The sequence below is a fragment of the Kushneria sp. AK178 genome, from assembly GCF_053903105.1.
Genome location: NZ_CP096381.1, coordinates 881,686 through 897,311 on the forward strand (window position 1 = coordinate 881,686; position 15,626 = coordinate 897,311).

Consider the following 15,626-nt stretch of genomic DNA (forward strand, 5'->3'; position numbering starts at 1 on the left):
TAAGCCGTTTACGCCTCAAGTGGCGGGACCATCTGGCCCCGGCGCGCATAGAACGCTGCCACGAAGTCCGCCAATGTACCCGCTTCGATAGCCCCGCGCAAACCACTCATCAGCTGCTGGTAATGTCGCAGATTGTGGATGGTATTGAGCTGTGCCCCCAGCATTTCGCCGCAGCGGTCCAAGTGATGAAGATAGCTGCGCGAGAAGTGCTGGCAGGTGTAGCAGTCGCAGCCTTCCTCCAGCGGACGGGTGTCGTGGCGATGGGTGGCATTGCGGATGCGAATGACGCCGTCAAAGGTGAAGAGATGGCCGTTGCGGGCGTTGCGGGTCGGCATGACGCAGTCGAACATGTCGACGCCGCGACGCACGCCTTCGACCAGATCCTCCGGTCGCCCCACGCCCATCAGGTAGCGCGGCTTGTCGTCCGGCATCAGCCCGGGGAGATAATCCAGCACTCCGATCATCTCCTCCTTGGGCTCGCCGACCGACAGACCGCCGATGGCCAGTCCGTCAAAGCCGATCTCTTCGAGCCCCTCGAGCGAGCGCTCGCGCAGCTCGCGATGCATGCCGCCCTGAATGATGCCGAACAGGGCAGAAGGGGAGTCGCCATGGGCTTCCAGCGAGCGCTGTGCCCAGCGCAGCGACAGCTCCATCGAGCTTTTGGCCTCGTCAAACGTGGCCGGGTAGGGCGTGCACTCGTCAAAGATCATGACGATGTCGGAGCCCAGCGAGCGCTGGACTGCCATCGACTCTTCCGGTCCCATGAAGATTCTGGCGCCATCGACCGGCGAGCGAAAGTGAACGCCGGCCTCGGTGATCTTTCTCATGTCGCCCAGCGAGAAGACCTGAAAGCCGCCGGAGTCGGTCAGGATCGGCTTGTGCCACTGGGCAAAGTCATGCAGATCGCCATGGGCTTCAATCACCCCGGTACCGGGGCGCAGCCAGAGGTGAAAGGTGTTGCCCAGAATGATGTCGGCGCCGATGGCCTCGACATCCTTCGGCGTCATGCCCTTGACGGTGCCATAGGTGCCTACCGGCATGAAGGCGGGGGTTTCGACGCTGCCGCGCGGGAAGGTCAGACGCCCACGGCGGGCGCGGCCATCGGTTGCCATGCGCTCAAAGCGCATGAAGCAGTCCTGTCTCATGAAAGATCCTGTCGGTACCTGAAAGTTATCGATACAAGGGGCGTGGCACGGGCTCAGGTGCGCTGCCGGGTGAGATACATGGCGTCGCCGTAGCTGAAAAAGGCGTAACGCTCATCGACCGCGGCCTGATAGGCCTGCATGACATGGTCGTGTCCTGCAAAGGAGGCGACCAGCATCAAAAGGGTGGATTCCGGCAGATGGAAGTTGGTGATCAGAGCGTCCACGCACCGCCATTGATAGCCCGGGTAAATGAAAATGTCCGTGTCGCCACTGAAGGCTTCAATTCGGCCGCTGTTGCTGTGCTGGCAGGCACTTTCCAGACAGCGCACGCTGGTGGTGCCGACCGCAATGACCCGGTTGCCGCGATCCTGCGCCGCGCGCACCTGCTGTGCGGTGGCCTCGCTGATCTCGATCCATTCGCTGTGCATGTGGTGCTCGAGGATGTTGTCGACCCGCACGGGCTGGAAGGTGCCGGCGCCGACGTGCAGCGTGACGAAGGCCTTGTCGATGCCGCGTTGTGCCATGGCCTCGAGCAGCGTCTCGTCAAAGTGCAGACCGGCTGTAGGGGCGGCAACCGCGCCATCGCGGCGGGCATAAACGGTCTGGTAACGCTCGCGATCGGTGTGTTCGTCCTCACGTTCGATATAGGGCGGCAGCGGCATGTGGCCGTGGGCTTCGAGAAGCGCCACCAGCGGCGTGTCGCCTTCAAAATGCAGCTCGAACAGGGCATCGCGGCGGCCCTCCACCACGGCGTGAACGTCACCTTCGAACACAAGCCGCGTGCCGATCTTCGGTGCCCTGCTGGCGCGCAGATGCGCCAGTCCGCGGTGTGCATCCAGCGGGCGCTCCAGCAGCATCTCTACGCGGCCGCCGCTCTCCTTGTGACCGAACAGGCGTGCGGGAATGACGCGGGTGTCGTTGAACACCACCAGATCGCCCGGATCCAGATGGTCCAGAAGCGCGGGAAAGCGGGTGTGCTCGAGATGGCCACTGTCACCATCGACGCACAGCAGGCGGCAGTCGCTGCGCTGGTCGCTGGGATAACGGGCTATCAGCTCATCGGGCAGGTCAAAATGAAAGTCGGCGCGCTGCATCGGTCATCAGGGTCGGTGTTGAAAAGGGCTGGCATGATAGCGGATGGCACCGGTCGGCGTCATTGACGTGTTGACCACGGCTCGTATAATACGCCTCGCGCAACACTGCCGGTGTGGCGAAATTGGTAGACGCAGCGGATTCAAAATCCGCCGGACTAATACTCCGTGTCGGTTCGAGTCCGACCACCGGCACCATCCCTTCCGCTGTTGCTTCTGTTGTTGATCCCCGCTTTTTGTCTCCTGCCTTGCCATCTATCCCGGCAGGACGTGTATTCTTGCCTGCTATCTCCGTTTTAAACACTTATCAGGAGCGCGTCCGGTGTCTCATCAAAGCTGCATGGTTCGGCATTTTCAGTATTTTACCGATCTTTCCGATTCGGAAATCGAGCTTTTGAGTACGCTTGAAAAGTCGCCCGAGCAGCTGGGGGGCGGAGAAGTGCTATGGCGGGAAGGCGAGCGCGCCGAAGAAATGGCAGTGCTGAGCCAGGGCTGGGCCTACAGCAGCTATATGCTCGAGGATGGCAGCAGAATGATTCTGGACATCTTCATGCCCGGTGACGTCATCGGTCTGCGGGAATACGCCTCCGAGGCCCATCAGACCACCGTTGAAGCCATTACCGACTGCACGTTCTGTCGCTTTCCACACTGCCATCTGGAAAGCGTTTTCGAGCAGTCCGGACGATTGACCAATACCTTCTTTTCCATTTCAGCCATTCAGCAATCCATACTGGTCGAGCGCATGGTCAACCTGGGGCGACGGACCGCGCAGGGCAAGCTGACCCATTTCCTGTGCGAGATGCGAAGCCGCCTGTCCAAGACCAATGCCGGCGCTCTTGAAGAGTTCAGCCTGCCGCTGTCACAGCAGATGCTGGCGGATCTGATGGGTCTGACGTCGGTTCATGTCAGTCGGGTGTTTTCGGCGTTGCGCGAACAGTCGCTGGTCTATCGTGAGCGTCATCGGGTGTCCATTCCGGATGTCGATCGGCTGAAGGAATTTGCCGATTTCAGGGAAGGTTATCTGCGGATACGTCACAAGGGTACGGGGTCCGAAAGGCCATGATGCCCCCCGGGTGTTAACGAAGGGTGCGCCGGGAAAGCGGTCATTTGAACGAAGAAGTATTAAAAAAATAATTCATTTTTTGGATCAAGATCCTGGTCGGCATCATGCTAATGAATGCTGATGCCGTAAGTTTTTAATTCTTGAATGTAGTTTCAAATGTCACTCTGGTTTTATTTTTAATGCTCAAGCGTTAATAACCCCCCGGAACTGGCGAATCGGCATAACTTGTTTGCCGTTATTACATTAGATTCCTCTGGCGGTATCACCTGTCAGAGAGCGTCGTAATGGCCAGCGAAAGTATTTCCAAAGCCCCGGCAAGGGGTCGTATAAGGTGGATGGATGCCCTTAGAGGGCTTGCCATCACCATGGTGGTGTATCTGCACAGTGCCGACTCGATGTCGCTCAAATTTGATGAGCTTGCTCCCATCTTTACCGATATCAACGGGTATTTTTCACCCTTTAGAATGCCGGCACTGATGCTGTTGTCAGGGCTTCTGGTGGCGGGATCCATGCGAAAGGGGGCCGGTCGTTATTTCCAGGGCAAGCTGTCCGGCATTTTGTACCCGTACGTTATCTGGTCGGTCATTTCCTACGGCCTTTTCCTGTTCAGGGCGCATTTCAATGGCAAGCCGCCGGTCGATTTCTGGCACTCGCTGTTGTTCGATCCCATGGCCTATCTGTGGTTTATCTATTACATCTTCCTTTACTACGTCATCGCCTTTTTCCTGCTCAGGCTGCACTGGACCGTGTCCATTCTGGGGTCGCTGGCGCTCTATCTGGTCCTGAAGGATACCGGCTTTGATCGCTTCATGTTCCATCTCCCGTTTTTCATTGTGGGAGGCGTGCTGGGCTATCACCTTGACGCGTTCAGACACTTTATCGAACGCACCAGCTGGCTGGCCGTAGTGGCGCTGGCAGGGCTGGTCGGCTGGTATGTTCTGGCCTATCAGGGGGTGGTCGCCACCGGCGGTGACTATCAGCCCATCTCCATGGGGCTGGCACTGGCCATGACCCTGGTGCTGCTGCGTGTTGTCACCTTCAAATGGGCGGCGCCGGTACTACGTCCCTTTGAGTGGTTTGGCCGCAACTCGCTGGTGCTGTTTCTGGTGCACTTCCCGGTGACCTGGGTAGCGCCCGTGGTACTGACGCGAGTCGTACAGGGCGACCCTGATCCGGTCTTCCCGCTCTATTTCCTGGCCGTGCTGGCCGTCAGCTCGCTGGCCGCCGTCATGAACAATCGCAGCAAGCTGGTATCGCTGCTGTTTACTGCCAACGTGTTGATCAATCGCAGGGCCGCCAGTCGGCGCGAAAAGCGGATCGGCAATGCCGGTGTGGCCCGCTGACAGGCCCTGATGGGGTGCTGCGCTGTTCGACGTGACCGGCCATGGAGCCGGTTACGTGCATTTGGCCGGTATGAAAACGCTGTCTTCGCAGGCAGGTGCAACGGGGCGTGAAAGCCCCTAGAATGTCGGCATTCATGTGGCCGGGAGAGACCGGTCATGTTCTGCAGGACCTGAACGGGAGCATTCATGAGCGAGGGTGTACTGCATTTTTTCTTTATCACGTCAGGCGCGATCCTGACGCTGATCTTCTTCCCGCTGCTGGTCATGGTGCTCTGGAAGACACTGCGGCGCTGGCGCGAGGACAAACGCTCCCGGCACTGATCGGGGGTGCCGCCATCTTCGTGTTCCGCCAGCGCCGCGGCGCTGGCGGAGCAGGCAGTTATCTGACCGTAATGACCCGGCAGGCCGCGTGATGGTTGACAGCACGGGAGACGCTGCCGCCCGCCCTGTCCGATGTCCTGCCAAGCCCTCTGTAGCCCATCACGATCGCATCGGCATCAAGCCGGTGCGCTTCACGTTCGATCACATCGGCAGGCTGTCCCTGACGAATCAGAATGCTGGTCTCGATATCCGAGGTATCGATGGTCTCAAGCGCGATCTCGACAAGCTGCATGGCAGCATCGTCGCGCGAGGCGTCGTCGGCGGTCTGTGCGGCGGTGTCGCTTTCATCGGTGAAAACCGGTACATGCAGCAGATAGAGTCTGGCAGCGTTGGCTCGTGCCAGCTGTGCGGCGATATCAAGCGCCTTGTTGGCATTCCCGGAGCCATCCAGTGGTACGAGAATCGTGCGATACATTGTGGGCCTCCTTTTGTCCGTGTGTTTCAGGATCATGACGCGCCCGCCCAGTATAAAGCCGCTACCGGGCCTGTCAGAGAGGACGACCGGTCACGCCCGTGCTCGGGCCATCGAAATGAGAAGGGCAGATACTAAAACGCCCGCACCGGAAAGGGGCGGGCGTGCAAAAAAGGCAATCGATCAGGAACGACGGCCCAGCAGGAGACCGGCTACCAGGCCAAGGGCAGCGCCTGCACCAATGTAGCTCCAGGCGTTTTCATGCACGTGACGATCCAGATCACGTGCGCCTTCTTCGGTCAGCTCCCAGGCGCGCTGTCCTTCGTCTTCCACCCGATCACGTGCCTGATGCCAGCGATGACCAAGCTGGTCGCCGGCACCCCTGAGGCGGCCACGGACCTTGTCACCCGCTGAGTCGAGCTCGTCCTCATAGCGCGCCAGAGCGCGTGCGCCCCGCTTGTTCAGTTCCTTTTCGTAGTCCTTGAGACGACGACGCGTGCGACTTTCGCTGGATGAAAAAATGCCCATCTGATGTCCTCCGATGACGTGGTCAGGCTTGCTTCAGGTCAATACTGAACGTGCATTTGTCAGTATATGTGGCTGAAAACGGTCATGTCTGTCCGATTCAGGCAGCGCCAGCTGTCGTTTTTCATGACCTGCGCTGCCTGATTGGACACTGTACTCAAGCGTAGTTCAGATCAAAACACTTAACCTGGTCTTCATATTGGTGACATCGGGGCGTCATTTTTGTACAACAACTGCAAAAGGAAAATGTTGTTTCTGGTGCTTTAGCGGGTTTTGAAAATAAAAAAAGCATTTTCAACCAGAAAATATAGACAACAGTTTTACTGGTGTTACTATCCCGATTCTGCAAGGATGCAGATTCGAGGCAGGAAGCCTCCGTCCGATCAGATGGCAGGGTTTTCCAGGAAGGAAAGTGGTCCGGGTCGCCATGGATGGCGTCTGATGCCATGATGCTGGACGTCTGCCGATGATCGCTTTTCCCCGATTTTCCGCTGCAACATTTTCTCGTGATGATGACTGGCCGGCTTCGTTGATCGAAGCCTTTTTTATGCGTGGGTGCGGCGCCAGAAGGGCGGCGCGGACTTCGAATACACCATGAGCAGGCGTAGGATGGTCCGCTTTCCTTGTGGAGAACGTCGCCTTGGGATCATCTCGCGTACGGGTTCAGATCGTCGATGCCTTCAACCGCCCCGTGGGTAGCGCGCGCCGGTGCGATATGCGTCGTCTGCAGATGTGGCATCGCGCTGTATACATTTTCGTGCTCGATCAGCACGACAGATTATGCGTGCAGCGTCGCACGCTCTGGAAAGACATCTTTCCGGGCTATCGTGACCTCTGCGCCGGCGGGGTCGTGGATGCCGGCGAAACCATGGCGTGTGCCGCGCGGCGGGAGCTTCAAGAGGAGCTGGGACTGTTTCTGCCGCTTGAACCGTGTCTGTCCTTGCGTTTTGAACAGGGCATGAATGCCTTTGGTAGTGTCTTTCTGGCGCGCTATCGCCATGAAGCCATCAGGCTCCAGGCCAGCGAGGTGACGGCTATCGAATGGCTGCCGATAAAGGACGCGCTGGCGATTGGCGATGCGACCCCCGACTCGCATCAGGCGCTCGGAGCGCTTGTTGACCGGGGGATCGTGACGTAATTATCGGTCTTCAGGGCTCAGATGCTGCGGGTCTCCCTGACCCACCCGTCGCAGTAGTCCAGTGCCGGCAGGTCGTCATCGGCCAGCCAGATCGGACCATCCAGATCGACGATGGCCGCCCGGGCGGCGACCGGCAGCGCGGCGCGCATGGCCATGGACGTGCCCAGCATGCAGCCAACCATGATGGCCATGCCGTGCTCGTGCGCAGCGTCGACCATCGCCAGGGCTTCCGTCAGCCCACCGCTCTTGTCGAGCTTGATATTGATCATCTCGTAGCGGTCGCTCAGCCGGGCGACATCGCTGCGGGTATGACAGCTTTCATCGGCGCACAGCGGCACCGGGTGGACGAAGTCGGCCAGAATGGCGTCCTCGCCGGCCGGCAGGGGTTGCTCGATCATCTCGATCTTCAGCTGCGCGAGTGCCTGACAGTAACGTTCCACGTCTTCTGCTGACCACGCCTCGTTGGCATCGATGATGATGCGTACGTCCGGGGCGGCCTCGCGAACGGCGCGAACCCGCTCGACGACCTGCTCGTCATTGAGCTTGATCTTCAAAAGCCTGGCGCCATTGGCCATCTCGCGGCAGGTGGCTTCAGCCATCTCGGCTGGAGTAGCGATGGAGATGGTGTGGGCGGTCACGATCTCGTGACCGATGGGTGGCCCCAGTCGCGCGGTCAGCGTGGTGCCTTCCAGTGCGGACTCCAGCGACCAGAGCGCGCAGTCCAGGGCGTTGCGGGCCGGGCCGGCCGGCAGGCGTTCCAGCAGCGTATCGCGGTCGATGCCGCGCTCGATCTCGGCCGCTACTTCATCGATCTCGGCCAGTACCGTCTCGACACTGTGGCCGTAGCGCGGCGTGGGCTTGCTCTCGCCTTGGCCGACCAGCCCGTCCTGATGGATCTCGACGCGAATGATGTCGATCGAGGTACTGGCGCCGCGGGCGATCACGAAGGGCCGGTCCAGCGTCCGGGTCTGGGTATAGCGCTTGAGGGTACGCATTACGCGGCTCCTGTTGTCAGGGCGGTCACGAGCGGTTCGATCCCGAAGCGAATGGGGTCGGTGGCGGGGACGCCAAACTGCCGGCTCAGCGCCGCCAGTTCAACCCGGGCCGTTGCCTCATCCAGCCGGGATGTGTTCACCGAAAAACCGGCCAGCCGGGCTCCAGGATTGGTGACCCGTGCCGCACTCAGGTTGGCCTCGATACAGGCGGCCATGTCGGGCATCGCTCGATTGGGTAGATGGCGCATGTGGGGGCGCCCAAACTCGTGACACATGACGATGTAGTCGGGCTGGGCGCCATGCAGCAGGCCCAGGCTGACACCGGCATAGGCGGGGTGAAACAGGGACCCCTGGCCTTCGATGACGTCCCACTGATCGTCCGATCCGGCCGGGCTCAGCCACTCCACGGCGCCCGAAATGAAATCGGCAATGACGGCATCGATGGCCACTCCTTCTCCGGCGACGAGTACTCCGCACTGGCCGGTGGCGCGAAAGCGGGCCCTGTGTCCTGCCTCTTCAAGCCCACGCTGCAGGGCCAGCGAGCTGAACATCTTGCCCAGCGAGCAGTCGGTGCCCACGGTCAGTACCCGCTTGCCGCTGCGGGGTTCGCCCGTTCCCACCTCCAGCGGCGGATGGCTGTGGCGAATGTCATGCAGCGTCACACCGTGTTCGCGCGCCAGTTCGGCCACGCCCTCGATGGCGTCAAGGCGTTGATGCATGCCGCTGGCCACATCCATGCCGTGCTCGATGGCCCGGCAGATGACATCGCGCCAGTGGGCCGGCAGCTTGCCGCCGGAGTTGGCTACACCGATCACCAGGGTACGGGCGCCGCGCGCGCGAGCTTCTTCGATGCTCAGATCCTCGATGCCGACACTGACTGTCTCATCGGACATGCGCAGCTGGCCCACGGCCTTGTCGGGGCGCCAGATCACCACGGCGCGGGCCATCTTGGCCGAGACGCTGTCTTCGATGTCTCCCAGAAACAGCAGGTAAGGTGAAACGATCTCGGCAGGGCGGTAGGGCTGGGTCGTCATCACAGACTCCGAACGGATGGCTTGGGCATCCATGCAGTGTCGACGAAAAGCGCCATAGCTTCGAATGCTGTTTTATCGCTTCGGTATAACAAAAGCGTATACCCGATGATCACAGGCCCTGCCAGTGCCGTGAGCGCCTCGCCAGCTGCTCGATCAGCAGCGCTCGCAGTTGATGCGCGCAGTGGGGCCAGGGGACATGACGCGCTTTCAGAAGCGCCACGTTCATGTCGAGCGCCGGGGCAAGGGGCAGGACCTGCAGTCGGTCGCGGTAGCGCTCGGCGGTGAAGGGGTCGACGATCCCCGTGCCGCCGCCGGCAATGACCAGTTCGGCAATCACGCTGTAGGTCTTGACCCGCAGGCGCGCCGTCGATGTCAGCCCTTCGGCCTCGAGCGCCCGGTTCAGCAGGGCGCCCAGCGGGTCCGCCTGCGGCATCAGGATCAGGTCATGGGCATTGAGCCACTCAAGCGTGACGCGCTCGGGGGCGGTCATGTCCGGTGGCAGCAGCGCCTGCATCGGCGCTCGCATCAGGTGTTCACACTCGATGCCCTCGGGCGCCGGCTGCTCGAACGCCAGCGCCATGTCCAGCCGGTGGGCCAGAAGCTCGTCGCACAGGGTGGAAAAGTGGGACGTGACCAGCTCGATCTCCAGCGCCGGCAGCTGACGCTGCAGCGCAATCAGGGCCCCCGGCATGATCAGATGGCCGGGCGCGTGGGACGCACCCAGGCGCAGATGCTGATCGACGCCATGGGAAAGCTGGCGGCCCAGCTGATCCACCACGTCGAGCTGTTTGACCGCTGCCTCGATCGCCGGCCACAGCCGCAGCGCTTCAGGGGTCGGGGTCAGCCCGCGCGGATGACGCTCGAACAGGCGGACGCCCAGCGTCGACTCGGCATGGGCCAGCGTTCGCGTCACGCTGGGCTGGGAGACGTTAAGGCGACGGGCGGCTGCGCTGACGCTGCCGCCGTTGATCAGGGCGTGAAAGACTTCAATGTGGCGCAGTTTCATGGCAGGGCCAGAGTTACGACGGGGTCGATCATGATGCCCGCTGTCAGGCGCTCATGCATCACGGCACCGTCCGGCGCGCACCCGTGACCGGTTCGACGTCGTGAGTCCCGATAGGGCATGATGCGAACTGACCGGATGCCCTCATGCAGGGTTTCCGCTCTTCTTTTGACAGGGTGGCAGGTGGCGCTGGTAGACAGGTCTGTCATGGCGATGGACGCTTGTCAGCGTTTTGAAAGCACTGGCTTTTTATACCAGGTTATGAAAGCTTGTGCGCCGCAAAGGGGTTTTCGAGCCCGACGGTACCTATCTGATTCTGACCATGGAGAACACACGTGGCTTTAAAGAGGCTGTTTGACTGGCTTCGGCTACCCCTGATGGTGCTGTTGCTGAGCACGATATCGGTGGCCGCAATGGCAGAGCCCCGGGCCGAGGGGGCATCTTCGCAATCCGCCGAGCAACCCTCTTATGCGGCGCTGGCAGACCTGCTTGAAAACGAGCAGACCCGCGATGAAATGATCTCGCAGCTGCGCAGTCTTGCTCAGGGTGAGACGCCATCTTCCGAGTCCGGCCAGAATGCCGCTACCGAGGCCGGGGCACCGGCGCAGGAACAGTCTCTGGGTGGGCGCATCGCAGAAATGACCCAGAGCTTTGCCCAGGGGGTTGCCGAGGATGTCTCCAGTGCCATCGCCGCCTTCCGCACTGCCGGAGACGGTGAAGGTGCCGGACTGCCCTGGTCCCTGTGGGGCGCTATTCTGCTCGCCTTCGGTATTGCCGTGGTGTCGACGGTGGTTGCCTTTTACGTTCTTCGGATGCTGGTGGCACGCATCTATCATCGTATTAATTACTGGGTCTCCAGCCAGCCGGCGCCGGCCTCGGCACCGCCGATGGAAACGAGCGACGATGAGGAGGCCCAGCAGGTACTGGACGAAAAGGAGCAGAAACAGGCAGCGGGGGCGCTGATCAGGCGCTGGGGCGCCGTGATCGGGGCGCTTTTGATCGATGTGGTTGTGATCGTGCTGGCCGGCGCCGCGGGCTATGTGGCCAGCCTGTTCCTTGCCGGTCAGGCCGGCGAGATCGGCCGCGCCGAATCCCTGTTCATCAATGCCTTTGTCATCGTCGAGATCGTCAAGGCCCTGATTCGGATGGTGTTTTCCACGCGCTATGACGCACTGCGTCTTTTTGAAATGTCCAGCGACACCGCCTCGTACTGGAACCGCTGGCTGGCGCGTCTGGTCGGCATTACCGGCTACGGTCTGATGGTCGCGGTGCCCATGATCAACGCCATGCTGTCGCCGGCCGTCGGCCAGATCGCCAGCCTGCTGATCATGATCGGGGTCTATATCTACGCCGTCCGCGTGGTGCTGAAAAATCGCAAAACGCTGCGCGATAACCTCAACGGCCGGGCCGAGGAGAGCAGCTTTGCCTTCTTCAGAACACTCCTGCGTATTCTGGGACGGACCTGGCATCTCCTTGCGCTGGCCTATTTCACCGTGCTGCTGGTGGTGAGCCAGCTGCAGCCGGCCCAGGCGCTGCCCTTCATGGCACAGGCTACCGTACAGACCCTGCTGGCCATCGGCATCGGTATCCTGCTTTCTTCGCTGTTGACCATCGCTTTGTCACGACGCATCCATCTCTCCGAGGGGCTGCGCGAGCGTCTGCCGCAGCTGGAGGCGCGGATCAACTCCTATGTCCCCAAGGCCCTGCGAGGCCTGCGCATCCTGCTGGGCATTTTCGTGGTACTGACGGTGCTGGATGCCTGGCATGCCTTCGATCTGCCGGGATGGCTGACGTCGCAAAGCGGTGCCGAAACCATCGGCATGATCGTGCATGTGGCGATCATTTTGTTCATTGCCACGCTGATCTGGACCGTGGTGGCCAGCTTTATCGAGCATCGCCTGAGTGCCGCCTCGGCCCCGAGCGCTCGCGAACAGACCCTGCTGTCGCTGTTTCGCAATGCGATTTTGATCCTGATCGTGACGATGACACTGCTGATCGTGCTGTCGCAGATCGGTATCAACATCGGGCCGCTGATCGCCGGTGCTGGTGTGGTGGGTCTGGCCATCGGTTTCGGTGCCCAGAAGCTGGTGCAGGACATCATCACCGGCGTGTTCATTCAGCTGGAAAACGCCATGAACACCGGCGATGTCGTGGGGGTTGCCGGTCTGACCGGCACGGCCGAAAGGATCACCATTCGCTCGGTAGGGCTGCGGGCGCTGGATGGGACCTATCACGTCATTCCGTTCTCCTCGGTGGATACGGTCTCCAACTACATGCGTGACTTTGCCTATCACGTGGGTGAGTACGGCATTGCCTATCGCGAGAATGTGGATGATGCCATCCATCATCTGCATCAGGCCTTCGACGAGCTGAGAGGCGACCCGGAGCAGTCGATCAATATCATCGATGACATGGCGGTACCGGGCGTGGTGTCGCTGGGCGACAGCGCGGTCAACATCCGTATCATGATCAAGACCACCCCCGGGACGCAGTGGGGCGTCGGGCGTGCGTTCAACCGTCTGGTCAAGAAGCATTTCGATGCGGCCGGTATCGAGATCCCGTATCCACATACCACGCTCTACTTCGGTCAGGACAAAAACGGTGGCGCGCCGCCGGCCAATGTGCATGTCCTCGACGAATACGTGGTGGAAGAAGGTCAGACCGGTGCGACGGGCCAGCCATCCGGGGACCGTTCGGCCAGAACCGCTTCCGCCGACGAACGCTCGAGCGAGCGCCTCAAGGCACACGAAAAGCTGCCCGACGAGGATAACGACGAGGGAGAGGGCGGCAGCGACGTGGATCGTTGATCGGATGTTGTCGCCATTCAAGGGGGCATCCACGGGATGCCCCCTTTTTCATGTGCGCGGATTAACGGGAATGGGTCAGTCGTCGCGTGTGGCGCTGCGTCGGGTCACGACGACATCCATGAGCATGTTGAAGCGGTGGCGCGTCATCATGGTGGTCAGACCCGAGAACAGCATCCAGAAGCCTCGTCGCCACCGGGTCAGCTTCCAGACATGAAAGGTCAGCTGGCGAAGCAGGCGGTCTTCGTCAAACGCTCGCCATTCACCGGCCAGCGAGACCTGGTGGCGGGCCAGCACCGGCGACAGCTCGACACGATAGATGCGCTCGAGCTCGGCGGTGGTGAAATCATACTGTTCGATGACATCCGCCATGTGCGCGTAGTCGCGCTCGCCGGGTTCGCGATCCAGCCACAGCGGCGCCAGCGCCATCCAGAGGTCGCGACGATGATCGAGCAGACGCTGAGGGTCATTCATGTTGTCATGAGATGATGACACCGTTTTCACCCTGCAATGATTGAAGCGGTCAAAAGACATTGGTCCCGGCTTGTGCGGACACCTGCGCCCGTACCCGGTAAAATACGCGCCAGGCCGCCATGACTCAATTTCGAGCATCAAGGGTCATCGAGAATCCGGCCATCACTGGCACAGCATTTTTCGGCGGGCATTTCGGTTACTGAAATGTCATCCGTTTCCATTTCCGGCAAGAGAGGTGAGTGTGGTTATTCATCCCAAGGTTCGTGGTTTCATCTGTACGACAACCCATCCGGTCGGCTGCGAGCAGAACGTGCGCGAACAGATCGAGATCACGCGCTCGCGCGGCACCATTGAAGGGGGGCCCAAAAGGGTGCTGGTGATCGGCGCCTCCACCGGCTATGGCCTGTCAGCGCGCATCACGGCGGCCTTTGGATGCGGTGCCGATACGCTGGGCGTGTTCTATGAAAAGCCGGGCACCGAAACCCGTCCGGGCTCGGCAGGCTGGTACAACGCGGCTGCCTTCGACAAGCTGGCAAGCGCCGAGGGGCTTTACAGCCGTTCGATCAACGGTGACGCCTTCGCGCACGACACGCGCGATCAGGCCATCGAAATGATCAAAAACGAGATGGGCGGACAGATTGATCTGGTGGTCTATTCACTGGCATCCCCGGTACGCAAACTGCCCGACAGCGGCGAGGTGGTGAAATCGGCCCTCAAGCCGATCGGTGAGACCTACCGGGCCACGGCACTGGACACCAACAAGGATCAGATCATCGAGGCCTCGGTCGAGCCTGCCACTCAGGAAGAGATCGACAATACCGTTCGCGTCATGGGTGGCGAGGACTGGGAACTCTGGATCGATGCGCTCGATCGCGCCGGTGTGCTGGCCGAAGGCGCCAGCACGGTCGCCTTCAGCTATATCGGCACCGAAATCACCTGGCCGATCTACTGGCACGGCTCGCTGGGCAAGGCCAAGGAAGATCTGGACCGCGCCGCGCAGGCGCTCGAGTCGCGTCTGAGCGAGAAGGGCGGACACGCCAACGTGGCGGTGCTCAAGTCCGTGGTCACCCAGGCCAGTGCCGCCATCCCGGTCATGCCGCTGTATATCTCGATGGCCTATCGCATCATGAAGGAGAAAAACCTGCATGAAGGCACGATCGACCAGCTCAACCGTCTGTTCCACGAGCATCTGAGCGCCGGTCAGCCGCCGGCGCTCGATGACGCCGGCCGCATGCGTCTTGATGATCGCGAGCTGCGCGATGACGTCCAGGATGAATGCAAGGCGCTGTGGCCGCAGGTGACCAGCGACAATGTGTTTGAGCTGACCGACTATGCCGGCTACAAGCACGAGTTCCTCAAGCTCTTCGGCTTTGATCGTGACGACGTCGACTATGACGCCGACGTCAATCCGAAGGTCGATTTCGACGTGGTACAGCTCTAAGGACCATCATGGCGCTATTACGACACGCTCGTTTCGCGGCCCGGACTTCCGGTCTGGTACTGCTGGCAGCGCTGCTGCTGTCCGGCTGTCAGAGTGCCTACTACGACGTCATGGAGCAGGCCGGCGTCCACAAGCGCGATATCCTGTCGGATCGCGTCATTGCCGCGCGTGATGCGCAGCAGGAGGCTGACGAGCAGTTCTCCTCGGCGCTCGAGCGCTACCAGAGCGTGGTGACGGTGCCCGACAGCGAGCTGTCTCGGGCCCACGCCGCGCTTGAATCCGACTATGAGCGCAGTCAGGCGGCGGCCGAGCGTGTCAGTCAGCGCATTGATGCCATCGAAAGCGTGGCCCAGGCGCTGTTTCGGGAGTGGGAAGGCGAGCTGGATCAGTATCAAAGCGAGTCCTACCGGCGTCAGAGCGAGCGCGAGCTCGAGCAGACGCGACAGCGCTACGACGAGATGCTCGAGGCCATGCACCGCGCTGAAGACACCATGCCCCCGGTACTGACGGCCATGCATGACAACGTGCTGTTTCTCAAGCACAACCTCAATGCACGAGCGATCGGGGCCCTCAGGGGGGAAGTCAGCCAGCTTGAAACGCAGATTGCGACACTCAGGCGTGAAATGCAGGCTTCCATCGAACGCTCCAACCGCTTCATTGATGGGATGGAATCGACGAACTGATCGTCCGATTGTCTTCCCGGGGCAGCCCCCTGCGGGCTGCCTCCTGCCCTCCCTGTCACCCTTTCGATGAACCACCCTGAAAATATCCTTTTCA

Annotated in this window: 15 protein-coding genes and 1 tRNA gene; 8 read left to right on the top strand and 8 right to left on the bottom strand. The window is 60.9% G+C overall.

Annotated elements, in window-relative coordinates:
* Positions 1-8: 8 nt before the first annotated feature.
* Both tgt and queA read right to left on the bottom strand, forming a co-directional pair.
* Positions 9-1,127, bottom strand: a complete 1,119-nt coding sequence (gene tgt / locus M1D97_RS04015) for a tRNA guanosine(34) transglycosylase Tgt (RefSeq protein WP_456270168.1) — start codon at positions 1,125-1,127, stop codon at positions 9-11.
* Positions 1,128-1,198: 71 nt separating this feature from the next.
* Positions 1,199-2,239: a tRNA preQ1(34) S-adenosylmethionine ribosyltransferase-isomerase QueA gene (queA, locus tag M1D97_RS04020; RefSeq protein WP_456269464.1), complete on the bottom strand. Its 1,041-nt coding sequence runs from the start codon at positions 2,237-2,239 to the stop codon at positions 1,199-1,201.
* Positions 2,240-2,346: 107 nt separating this feature from the next.
* On the opposite strand from queA, the gene M1D97_RS04025 reads away from it, so the two are divergent.
* The 4 genes from M1D97_RS04025 (at position 2,347) to M1D97_RS04040 (ending at position 4,963) form a co-directional block, all read left to right on the top strand.
* Positions 2,347-2,434, top strand: a tRNA-Leu gene (locus tag M1D97_RS04025).
* A 124-nt stretch (positions 2,435-2,558) separates the two neighbouring features.
* The gene (locus tag M1D97_RS04030) at positions 2,559-3,299 is read left to right on the top strand and encodes a Crp/Fnr family transcriptional regulator (protein ID WP_456269465.1); all 741 of its coding nucleotides are present in this window, start codon (positions 2,559-2,561) and stop codon (positions 3,297-3,299) included.
* Positions 3,300-3,634: 335 nt separating this feature from the next.
* Entirely contained in the window at positions 3,635-4,642 is a 1,008-nt protein-coding gene (locus tag M1D97_RS04035) for an acyltransferase family protein (protein ID WP_456269466.1), read from the top strand.
* Between the two features lie 186 nt (positions 4,643-4,828).
* A complete protein-coding gene (locus M1D97_RS04040; RefSeq protein WP_456269467.1) occupies positions 4,829-4,963 on the top strand; it encodes a hypothetical protein in 135 nt (44 codons plus the stop codon).
* Between the two features lie 58 nt (positions 4,964-5,021).
* Here M1D97_RS04040 and M1D97_RS04045 read toward each other — a convergent pair whose 3' ends face one another.
* Positions 5,022-5,438: a universal stress protein gene (locus M1D97_RS04045; RefSeq protein WP_456269468.1), complete on the bottom strand. Its 417-nt coding sequence runs from the start codon at positions 5,436-5,438 to the stop codon at positions 5,022-5,024.
* Positions 5,439-5,618: 180 nt separating this feature from the next.
* Positions 5,619-5,963, bottom strand: a complete 345-nt coding sequence (locus M1D97_RS04050) for a glycine zipper domain-containing protein (protein WP_456269469.1) — start codon at positions 5,961-5,963, stop codon at positions 5,619-5,621.
* Positions 5,964-6,600: 637 nt separating this feature from the next.
* On the opposite strand from M1D97_RS04050, the gene M1D97_RS04055 reads away from it, so the two are divergent.
* A complete protein-coding gene (locus M1D97_RS04055; RefSeq protein WP_456269470.1) occupies positions 6,601-7,098 on the top strand; it encodes an NUDIX hydrolase in 498 nt (165 codons plus the stop codon).
* A 17-nt stretch (positions 7,099-7,115) separates the two neighbouring features.
* Here M1D97_RS04055 and dgcA read toward each other — a convergent pair whose 3' ends face one another.
* From dgcA to M1D97_RS04070, 3 genes are all read right to left on the bottom strand, one after another.
* Entirely contained in the window at positions 7,116-8,093 is a 978-nt protein-coding gene (dgcA, locus tag M1D97_RS04060; RefSeq protein WP_456269471.1) for an N-acetyl-D-Glu racemase DgcA, read from the bottom strand.
* Positions 8,093-9,127, bottom strand: a complete 1,035-nt coding sequence (gene dgcN / locus M1D97_RS04065; protein ID WP_456269472.1) for an N-acetyltransferase DgcN — start codon at positions 9,125-9,127, stop codon at positions 8,093-8,095. The genes dgcA and dgcN overlap by 1 nt, the downstream gene beginning before the upstream one ends.
* A 109-nt stretch (positions 9,128-9,236) precedes the next feature.
* Positions 9,237-10,133, bottom strand: coding sequence for a LysR family transcriptional regulator (locus tag M1D97_RS04070; RefSeq protein WP_456269473.1), 897 nt, complete (start codon positions 10,131-10,133; stop codon positions 9,237-9,239).
* Positions 10,134-10,465: 332 nt separating this feature from the next.
* Here M1D97_RS04070 and M1D97_RS04075 point away from each other — a divergent pair, with 332 nt between their 5' ends.
* Complete coding sequence (locus tag M1D97_RS04075; protein ID WP_456269474.1) at positions 10,466-12,937, top strand: mechanosensitive ion channel domain-containing protein; 2,472 nt, start codon at positions 10,466-10,468, stop codon at positions 12,935-12,937.
* Between the two features lie 75 nt (positions 12,938-13,012).
* Here the strand turns inward: M1D97_RS04075 and M1D97_RS04080 are convergent, their stop codons facing one another.
* Positions 13,013-13,408: a DUF7079 family protein gene (locus M1D97_RS04080; protein WP_456270169.1), complete on the bottom strand. Its 396-nt coding sequence runs from the start codon at positions 13,406-13,408 to the stop codon at positions 13,013-13,015.
* Between the two features lie 241 nt (positions 13,409-13,649).
* On the opposite strand from M1D97_RS04080, the gene fabV reads away from it, so the two are divergent.
* Together fabV and M1D97_RS04090 are read left to right on the top strand one after the other, a co-directional pair.
* Positions 13,650-14,849: an enoyl-ACP reductase FabV gene (fabV, locus tag M1D97_RS04085; RefSeq protein ID WP_456270170.1), complete on the top strand. Its 1,200-nt coding sequence runs from the start codon at positions 13,650-13,652 to the stop codon at positions 14,847-14,849.
* Between the two features lie 8 nt (positions 14,850-14,857).
* On the top strand, positions 14,858-15,532 hold the full coding sequence (locus M1D97_RS04090) for a DUF2959 domain-containing protein (RefSeq protein ID WP_456269475.1): 675 nt from the start codon (positions 14,858-14,860) through the stop codon (positions 15,530-15,532).
* Positions 15,533-15,626 lie beyond the last annotated feature (94 nt).

What these genes read in the sequence shown, in the direction of transcription:
- M1D97_RS04090 (WP_456269475.1), top strand. Translation starts at nt 14,858, where the DNA reads ATGGCGCTATTACGACACGCTCGTTTCGCGGCCCGGACTTCCGGTCTG.
- dgcA (WP_456269471.1), bottom strand. Translation starts at nt 8,093, where the DNA reads ATGCGTACCCTCAAGCGCTATACCCAGACCCGGACGCTGGACCGGCCC.
- queA (WP_456269464.1), bottom strand. Translation starts at nt 2,239, where the DNA reads ATGCAGCGCGCCGACTTTCATTTTGACCTGCCCGATGAGCTGATAGCC.
- M1D97_RS04035 (WP_456269466.1), top strand. Translation starts at nt 3,635, where the DNA reads ATGGATGCCCTTAGAGGGCTTGCCATCACCATGGTGGTGTATCTGCAC.
- M1D97_RS04045 (WP_456269468.1), bottom strand. Translation starts at nt 5,438, where the DNA reads ATGTATCGCACGATTCTCGTACCACTGGATGGCTCCGGGAATGCCAAC.
- M1D97_RS04050 (WP_456269469.1), bottom strand. Translation starts at nt 5,963, where the DNA reads ATGGGCATTTTTTCATCCAGCGAAAGTCGCACGCGTCGTCGTCTCAAG.
- dgcN (WP_456269472.1), bottom strand. Translation starts at nt 9,127, where the DNA reads ATGACGACCCAGCCCTACCGCCCTGCCGAGATCGTTTCACCTTACCTG.
- M1D97_RS04040 (WP_456269467.1), top strand. Translation starts at nt 4,829, where the DNA reads ATGAGCGAGGGTGTACTGCATTTTTTCTTTATCACGTCAGGCGCGATC.
- tgt (WP_456270168.1), bottom strand. Translation starts at nt 1,127, where the DNA reads ATGCGCTTTGAGCGCATGGCAACCGATGGCCGCGCCCGCCGTGGGCGT.
- M1D97_RS04080 (WP_456270169.1), bottom strand. Translation starts at nt 13,408, where the DNA reads ATGAATGACCCTCAGCGTCTGCTCGATCATCGTCGCGACCTCTGGATG.
- M1D97_RS04070 (WP_456269473.1), bottom strand. Translation starts at nt 10,133, where the DNA reads ATGAAACTGCGCCACATTGAAGTCTTTCACGCCCTGATCAACGGCGGC.